General features: G+C 73.8%; 6 protein-coding genes. 5 read left to right on the top strand and 1 reads right to left on the bottom strand.

What is annotated here, in order from left to right:
• On the top strand, nt 1-770 hold a 770-nt coding region (locus tag VQ02_RS00605), incomplete at its 5' end, for a DUF2865 domain-containing protein (RefSeq protein WP_157080432.1).
• A 467-nt stretch (nt 771-1,237) separates the two neighbouring features.
• A complete protein-coding gene (locus VQ02_RS00600) occupies nt 1,238-2,164 on the top strand; it encodes an MBL fold metallo-hydrolase (RefSeq protein ID WP_048442212.1) in 927 nt (308 codons plus the stop codon).
• 130 nt (nt 2,165-2,294) lie between these two features.
• On the opposite strand, the gene VQ02_RS00595 is transcribed toward VQ02_RS00600, so the two are convergent.
• Nucleotides 2,295-3,074 (bottom strand): DUF1499 domain-containing protein, encoded by a 780-nt coding sequence (locus VQ02_RS00595; protein ID WP_048442204.1) that lies wholly within the window; start codon nt 3,072-3,074, stop codon nt 2,295-2,297.
• 256 nt (nt 3,075-3,330) lie between these two features.
• Here VQ02_RS00595 and hisC point away from each other — a divergent pair, with 256 nt between their 5' ends.
• The 3 genes from hisC to VQ02_RS00580 all read left to right on the top strand — a co-directional run bounded on the left by hisC (nt 3,331) and on the right by VQ02_RS00580 (nt 6,711).
• A complete protein-coding gene (gene hisC, locus VQ02_RS00590; RefSeq protein ID WP_048442203.1) occupies nt 3,331-4,455 on the top strand; it encodes a histidinol-phosphate transaminase in 1,125 nt (374 codons plus the stop codon).
• Complete coding sequence (locus tag VQ02_RS00585; RefSeq protein WP_048442211.1) at nt 4,448-5,383, top strand: prephenate/arogenate dehydrogenase family protein; 936 nt, start codon at nt 4,448-4,450, stop codon at nt 5,381-5,383. Before hisC ends, VQ02_RS00585 begins: the two co-directional genes overlap by 8 nt.
• Before the next feature lie 158 nt (nt 5,384-5,541).
• On the top strand, nt 5,542-6,711 hold the full coding sequence (locus tag VQ02_RS00580; protein ID WP_048442202.1) for a patatin-like phospholipase family protein: 1,170 nt from the start codon (nt 5,542-5,544) through the stop codon (nt 6,709-6,711).
• Nucleotides 6,712-6,773: the final 62 nt, after the last annotated feature.

Raw genomic sequence — 6,773 nt, 5'->3', positions numbered from 1 at the left:
CCTCCCTGCGCGGGCGGCGGGTGCGGTGGACGAGCCGGCCGACCCATGCCACGGTCGAGCCGCCGCGCTGGGTCACCCCGGCGCCGCGCCCGTCCTCCGCTCAAGCCCCGCGACGGCAGCGGCAGCCCGCCTCCTTCGCCGGCAGCCACGACCGCAGCGTCTGCGTGCGCACCTGCGACGGCTACATGTTCCCCCTCGCCAACATCGAGGCGCGGGACGCGCTGCCGCTGCACGAGCAGGCCTGCGCCACGGCGTGCCCGGGGGCGGAAACCGTCCTCTACACGGTGCGGGCGGGCCAGGAACTCGATCGGGCGGTGAGCCTGGACGGCCGGCCCTACCGCAGCCTCGCTTCCGCCTACGCCTACCGGGCCCGGCAGGTGCCGAGCTGCTCGTGCCGGCCCGGCGAGGGCGGCTATGCCGGGCTCCTCCCGCGCGACGCGACACTCCGGCCCGGCGACGCGGTGGCGGGCGGCATCGGCGCCACGGTCTTCGCGGGCCGCCACGCGACCACCGGGGAGGCGCGCTTCGTGGATTTTCGCCGCGCCGCAATGCTCTCGCCCGGCGCCCGGCGCGACCTCGACCGCACCCTCGACGTGAGCCGCCGGGAGCGGGCCCGGGCGGAGTTCCGGCGCTCGCTCGCCGCCGCCGCCGGGGGCCGGGGCGAGACCGGCCGCCTGCGCTACGCCGCGCGGTCGGTGGGCTTCGTCGAGGTCGTCAGCGACGCGGGCTTCGTGCCGGTGCGGGTCGTGTCGCCCTCCCCGTTCCGCTGACGCGCTCCTCCCCTGCCCGGCCTGTTGCGGGCCAGAGACAGGGGCGGTCTTCCACCGGCCTGCGCAGTCGCGACGCTTGCGATTCGCGGGCCGGCATGACGAAGGTGCCTCGTCCCTCCGGCCCATCGCCCGGTCTTCCAGCCATGTCGCCCGCGCTCGAGAATCGTCTGCTCCAGTACCGCGAAGTCGCGGCCGTCTTCCTGAGTTCCGGCCTGTTCTTCGCCGGCCTGCTCTGCTGGGCCTGGCTGTCCGGCTGACCCTCGCCGCGCAGGGCGGCGGGCCCTCGACAGGGCGCGACGGGGCCGCTACCCCGGATACGTCGCCCGGAGCGACGCCCGATCGCGGTGCGGCCGGACCCTGCTCCGGGCCATGAATGCCAAGCTATTGGGTGTTTGCGCATTCTCCCCGGTGAGGCGGATCCGCCCAGACCGGGAAGGATGCCCGTGCGGCGTCAGGAGGCCGGTCCGGTGAGCGAGTCCGAAGCGCCCGAGGCGGCGCCCGTCTTCCTGCGCGAGGCCCCGGCGAGCGGTCGGATCGAGACCGTGTCGCCGCTCGTGCGCCGGCTGGTCTGCCCGAATGCCGGCCCGTTCACCCAGAGCGGCACCTGCACCTACCTGGTGGGGCGCGGCCGCGTGGCGGTGATCGATCCCGGCCCCGACCGTCCGGAGCACCGGGCGGCGCTGCTCGCCGCGCTCGACGGCGAGACAGTCGAGGCGATCCTCGTCACCCACACCCACCGGGACCACTCGCCGGGAGCCCGCCCCCTGAAGGCCGCGACCGGCGCGCCGATCCTCGGATGCGGCCCCCACCGGCCGGCCCGGGAGGTCCGCGGCGCCGAGCAGGGCCGCCTCGACGCGGCGGGCGATGCCGAGCACCGGCCGGACCGGGAGCTGGCCGAGGGCGAGAGCGTCGCGGGGCCGGGCTGGACCCTGACGGCGCTCGCCACGCCGGGCCACACCATGAACCACCTCGCCTTCGCGTTTCCGGAGGAGCAGGCGCTGTTCTCGGGCGACCACGTCATGGCCTGGTCGACCAGCATCGTGGCGCCGCCGGACGGCGCCATGGGCCCCTACATGGCCTCCCTCGACAAGCTGCGCGACCGGACCGAGACGGTGTACTGGCCCGGCCACGGCGGCCCGGTGCGCGAGCCGCAGCGCTTCGTGCGCGGTCTCCTCAGCCATCGCCGCGCCCGCGAAACCGGCATCCTGGAGCGGCTGGAAGTGGGCGAGCGCACGATCCCGGGTCTCGTCGCCGCGCTCTATTCCGGGCTCGACCCGATGCTGCGGCCCGCCGCGGCGCTCTCGGTCTTCGCCCATCTCGAAGACCTGGTGGAGCGCGGCCGCGCCGCGACGGACGGGCCGCCGGCGCTCGACGGCGAGTACCGGGTAGCCTGATGCCAATGGCTCAGGATGCTGACGCCTCGTGCCATTGATCCAACTCGAATTTTCGACACCAAGCCAGAGGCTTGGCGGAAATTCGGGAACGGGACCAAAGGCCATTTTCAATGATTGCTGATAGAAGCGCCTACTTCACCGCGAGGGCCAGGTTGCCGATCTCGTCCAGGTAGGCGCGGATATGGTCGGCGTTCTGGCCGAAGTCGCGATCGCCGAAACGGGTGGCGGAGCGCACGTCGATGCGGGTGCCGTCGGCGCGCGGGTGCAGCCGCACCGTGACGTCGTAGGGCAGGCCGAGCAGGCGCGAGCGCACCACCGCCTCGATGCGGCCGTTCCCGACCCGGCCGCCGGGCTTGTAGGATTCCACCACCTGCCACTTGCGGTTCTGGGCTGCCTTGAGGGCGAGGGCGAAGGCCTCGTCCGGCCCGAGATCGAGGGTCAGGGGGGCGATCTGCGGGTAGGCCTCGCGCTGGAGCGCCCGGGCGGCGGGGCCGGAATCGCGCGGCTGGCGCCAGCCCCGCGCCTCCCAGGCGGCGCGGGAGCGGGAGAAGGCCGGTGGATTCTCGATGTCGGTCGAGACGTCGGTGAGAGGCGGCAGCATCGCGCCGCGCACCGTCATGAAGGCCGGGTAGGCCAGCACCAGGGCGGCGAGCAGGAGGCCTCCGACCGCGATGCCGAGGCCGCGCGCGCCCTCGCGCCAGATCCGCACGAAGGCCGCCACGGCGAGCAGCACCGCCAGCAGCGCGAGCCCGACCCCGGACCCGAGCGCCGCGAGGGCCGCCTCGGTCTCGGCGCGCGGATCGCGCACCAGGAGCAGCGCCAGGCCGACCACCGCGAGGGAGAGCCAGGCGAGCCGCAGCGCCCAGGGCGCGGCCCGGGTGACGGGCTCCTCGACGATCAGGCGGCGCATGGGGTGCAGGCTCGGGTGGGACGGGCGTGAAGCTGGCGGTGCATGATCCGGCGGGGCACGGCCGCGCGGGATGGGCGGCCCTGCCCCGGTGTACCGCTCCCCGGCCGCCCGCGCTACGGCGCGCCGCGCCGGCCTAGCGCGGCGGCGCAAGGCTCCCCTGCATCCCTGCGCACCCGCCGGCGCATCTCCGCCGTTTCCCAAGGCGGCGTCTTGCTCTAGACGGCGTCAGGTTTCCCGACGATCCCAGAGTTCGCCCATGTCCGCCGCCCTCCGCCCCGTCCCGCGTCCCGGTGTCCTCGCGATCGAGGCCTACGTGCCGGGCAAGAGCGCGGCGCCGGCCGGGGTGAAGCTGCACAAGCTCTCCTCCAACGAGACGCCGATGGGCCCGAGCCCCGCCGCGATCGCGGCGATGCAGGAGACGGCAGCGCATCTCGAGCTCTATCCGGACGGCAGCTCCACGCAGCTCCGCCAGGCCATCGCGCAGAAATACGGCCTCGACCCCGAGCGCATCGTCTGCGGCGCGGGCTCGGACGAGCTGCTCTCGCTGCTGACCTACGCCTATATGGGCCCTGGCGACGAGGGCCTCTACTCGCAGTACGGCTTCCTCGTCTATCGCATCGCCATCCTGGCGGCGGGCGGCACGCCGGTGGTGGCGCCGGAGCGCGACCACACCGCCGACGTCGACGCCCTGCTGGCGGCGGTGACCGACAAGACCCGCATCGTCTACCTCGCCAACCCCAACAACCCGACCGGCACCTACCTGCCCTTCGACGAGGTGCGGCGCCTGCATGCCGGACTGCCGAAGAACGTGCTCCTGGTGCTCGACGCGGCCTATGCCGAGTACGTCCGGCGCAACGACTACGCGGCCGGCCTCGAGCTGGTGGCCGAGTCCGAGAACGTCGTGATGACCCGCACCTTCTCGAAGGTGTACGGCCTCGCGGCCCTGCGCATCGGCTGGATGGTGGCGCCGGCGGCGATCGCCGACGCGGTCAACCGGATCCGCGGCCCGTTCAACCTCGGCGCCGCGGCGATCGCGGCGGGCGCCGCCGCCATGGCGGACGATGCCCACATCGCGGCGGCGGTGGCCCACAACGACGCGTGGCTGCCGAAGGTGACGAAGGCGCTCGAAGGGCTGGGTCTCGCCGTCACGCCGAGCGTCGGCAACTTCGTGCTGATCCACTTCCCCGACGAGGCCGGCCGCACCGCGGCCGACGCGGACGCCTATCTCACCGCCCGCGGGCTGATCCTGCGCCGGGTCGGGGCCTACGGCCTGCCCAACGCCTTGCGCATGACGATCGGCACCGCCGAGGCCAACGAGGCCGTGGTGGCGGCGCTGACCGAGTTCGTGGGCAATGCGTTCTCGGGCGGCGCGCGTGGCTGAGGCCCCGTTCCGGCGCCTGGCGCTCGTCGGCCTCGGGCTGATCGGCTCCTCCATCGCCCGGGGCGCCCGGGCGGCCGGTCTCGCGGACGCCATCGTGGCGGTCGACCGCGATCCGGGCGTGATCGCCCGCGTCGCGGCCCTCGGCCTCGCCGACGAGGCCACCACCGACCTCGCCGGCGGCGTGGCGGGGGCCGACCTCGTGATCCTGTGCGTGCCAGTCGGCGCCATCGGGGCGGTGGCGGCGGAGATGGCGCACGGCCTCGCGCCGGGCGCGATCCTGTCCGACGTCGGCTCGGTCAAGGCCGCGGTGGTGGCCGCGGCGGCGCCGCACCTGCCCGAGGGCGTCAGCTTCGTGCCGGCCCACCCCGTCGCCGGCACCGAGCATTCGGGACCGGACGCGGGCTTCGCCAGCCTGTTCCACGGCCGCTGGTGCATCCTGACCCCGCCGGAGGGCACGGACCCGGCCGCGGTGGCACGGGTGCGGGCGTTCTGGGAAGGCCTGGGCTCGGTCGTCGAGACGATGACGCCGGCCCACCACGACCTCGTGCTGGCGATCACCAGCCACGTGCCGCACTTGATCGCCTACAACATCGTCGGCACCGCGGCCGACCTCGAGACCGTGACCCAGTCCGAGGTGATCAAGTTCTCGGCCGGCGGCTTTCGCGACTTCACCCGCATCGCCGCCTCCGACCCGACGATGTGGCGCGACATCTTCCTCACCAACAAGGAGGCGGTGCTGGAGATGCTGGGCCGCTTCAACGAGGACCTGGCGGCGCTGGCCCGCGCCATCCGCTGGGACGACGGCGAAGCCCTGCACGCCCTGTTCACCCGCACCCGGGCGATCCGCCGCGGCATCGTGGCCATGGGCCAGGAGACCGCCGAGCCGGATTTCGGCCGCCGCAGCGGCGGGCCGAAGACGACCGGCTGAGAGGACGCCCGGCCGCGCGGCGGGCCCCGACGGAACCGTTTCGCCGCTCAAGCTTTGCCATAAGCGTTGCCGTTTCGTCGTCTTCGTCGGATAATCCCCGGCGAGGGCGGCGTGCCGAAACTCGTGGTGAAGTGATCGTGTCTGCTCGATCGACCTGGATGCGCGGCCTCGCCGTGGCCCTGATCGGGGCTCAAGCCGCCGCCTGCGCGTCGCTGCCGCGCACACCCTACACGGCGGCCGAGGCCGCTGCCGCCACCGTGCCGGGCCAGGCCCCCGACGTGCGCTACTGGGCCGACGGCTCGGCCCGCAGCTTCGCCGCGGTCGCCGACCGGGTGAACGCCTCGCGCGAGCCGTTCAGCTATCTCGCCCTCTCGGGCGGCGGCGGCGACGGGGCTTACGGCGCCGGCGTGCTCAACGGCTGGAGCGAGACCGGACGACGGCCGACCTTCACCATGGTCTCGGGCGTGTCGACCGGCGCGCTGATCGCGCCCTTCGCCTTCCTCGGGCCGGCCTATGACGGGCAGTTGCGCGACATCTACACCAGCGGCGAGGCCTCGAGCCTGGTGCGCTCGCCCAACCCCCTGAACGTGCTGATTGGCGACGGCCTGTTCGGCGACGCGCGGCTGCGCGACCTCGTCGGCCGCTACGTCACGCCGGAGATGCTGGCGGCGGTCGCCGAGGAGCACCGCAAGGGCCGGCGCCTGCTCGTCGTCACCACCAACCTCGATTCGCAGCGCGCCGTGATCTGGGACATGGGCGCCATCGCGGCGAGCGGCCAGCCCAACGCCGCCGCCCTGTTCCGCGACGTGCTGACGGCGTCGGCCAGCGTGCCGGCGGTGTTCCCGCCGATGCTGATCGACGCCCAGGCCGGCAACCACGCCTTCCAGGAGATGCACGTCGACGGCTCGGTGGTGACCCCGGTCTTCACCCTGCCCGAGGCCTTCCTGACCCAGGACGGGCGCATCGCCACGAGCCGCGGCAAGCCCAACATCTACGTCGTCATCAACGGCCGCATCGAGCCGAGCTTCGACGTGGTGCAGAACGGGACCCTGCCGATCGCCGTCCGCTCGCTCTCCACCGTCGGGCGCGCCCGTTCCCGCGCGACCCTGGCCAGCACCTACGCGTTCGCGCGCCGCAACGGCATGGGCTTCAACCTGACCTACATCGACCGGCGCATCCCCGAGGTCCCGGCCTCCCAGGGCTTCGACACCGCCTACATGCGACGCCTCTACGAGGACGGCTACCAGAAGGGCCGCAGCGGCGCAGTCTGGCAGACCAGCCTGCCGCGCGAGGGCGAGCCGGCGGTGGAGTCGATGGCGCTGCGCTAGGCCGCGCCGCGGGATCCTCGTCGCGATCAGCCCGCCGCCTGCACGGCGGGTCCGGAACGAGG

This window comes from Methylobacterium variabile (assembly GCF_001043975.1).
GTDB classification, from domain to species: Bacteria; Pseudomonadota; Alphaproteobacteria; order Rhizobiales; family Beijerinckiaceae; genus Methylobacterium; species Methylobacterium variabile.
This window is presented reverse-complemented; position numbering and strand designations above follow the sequence as displayed.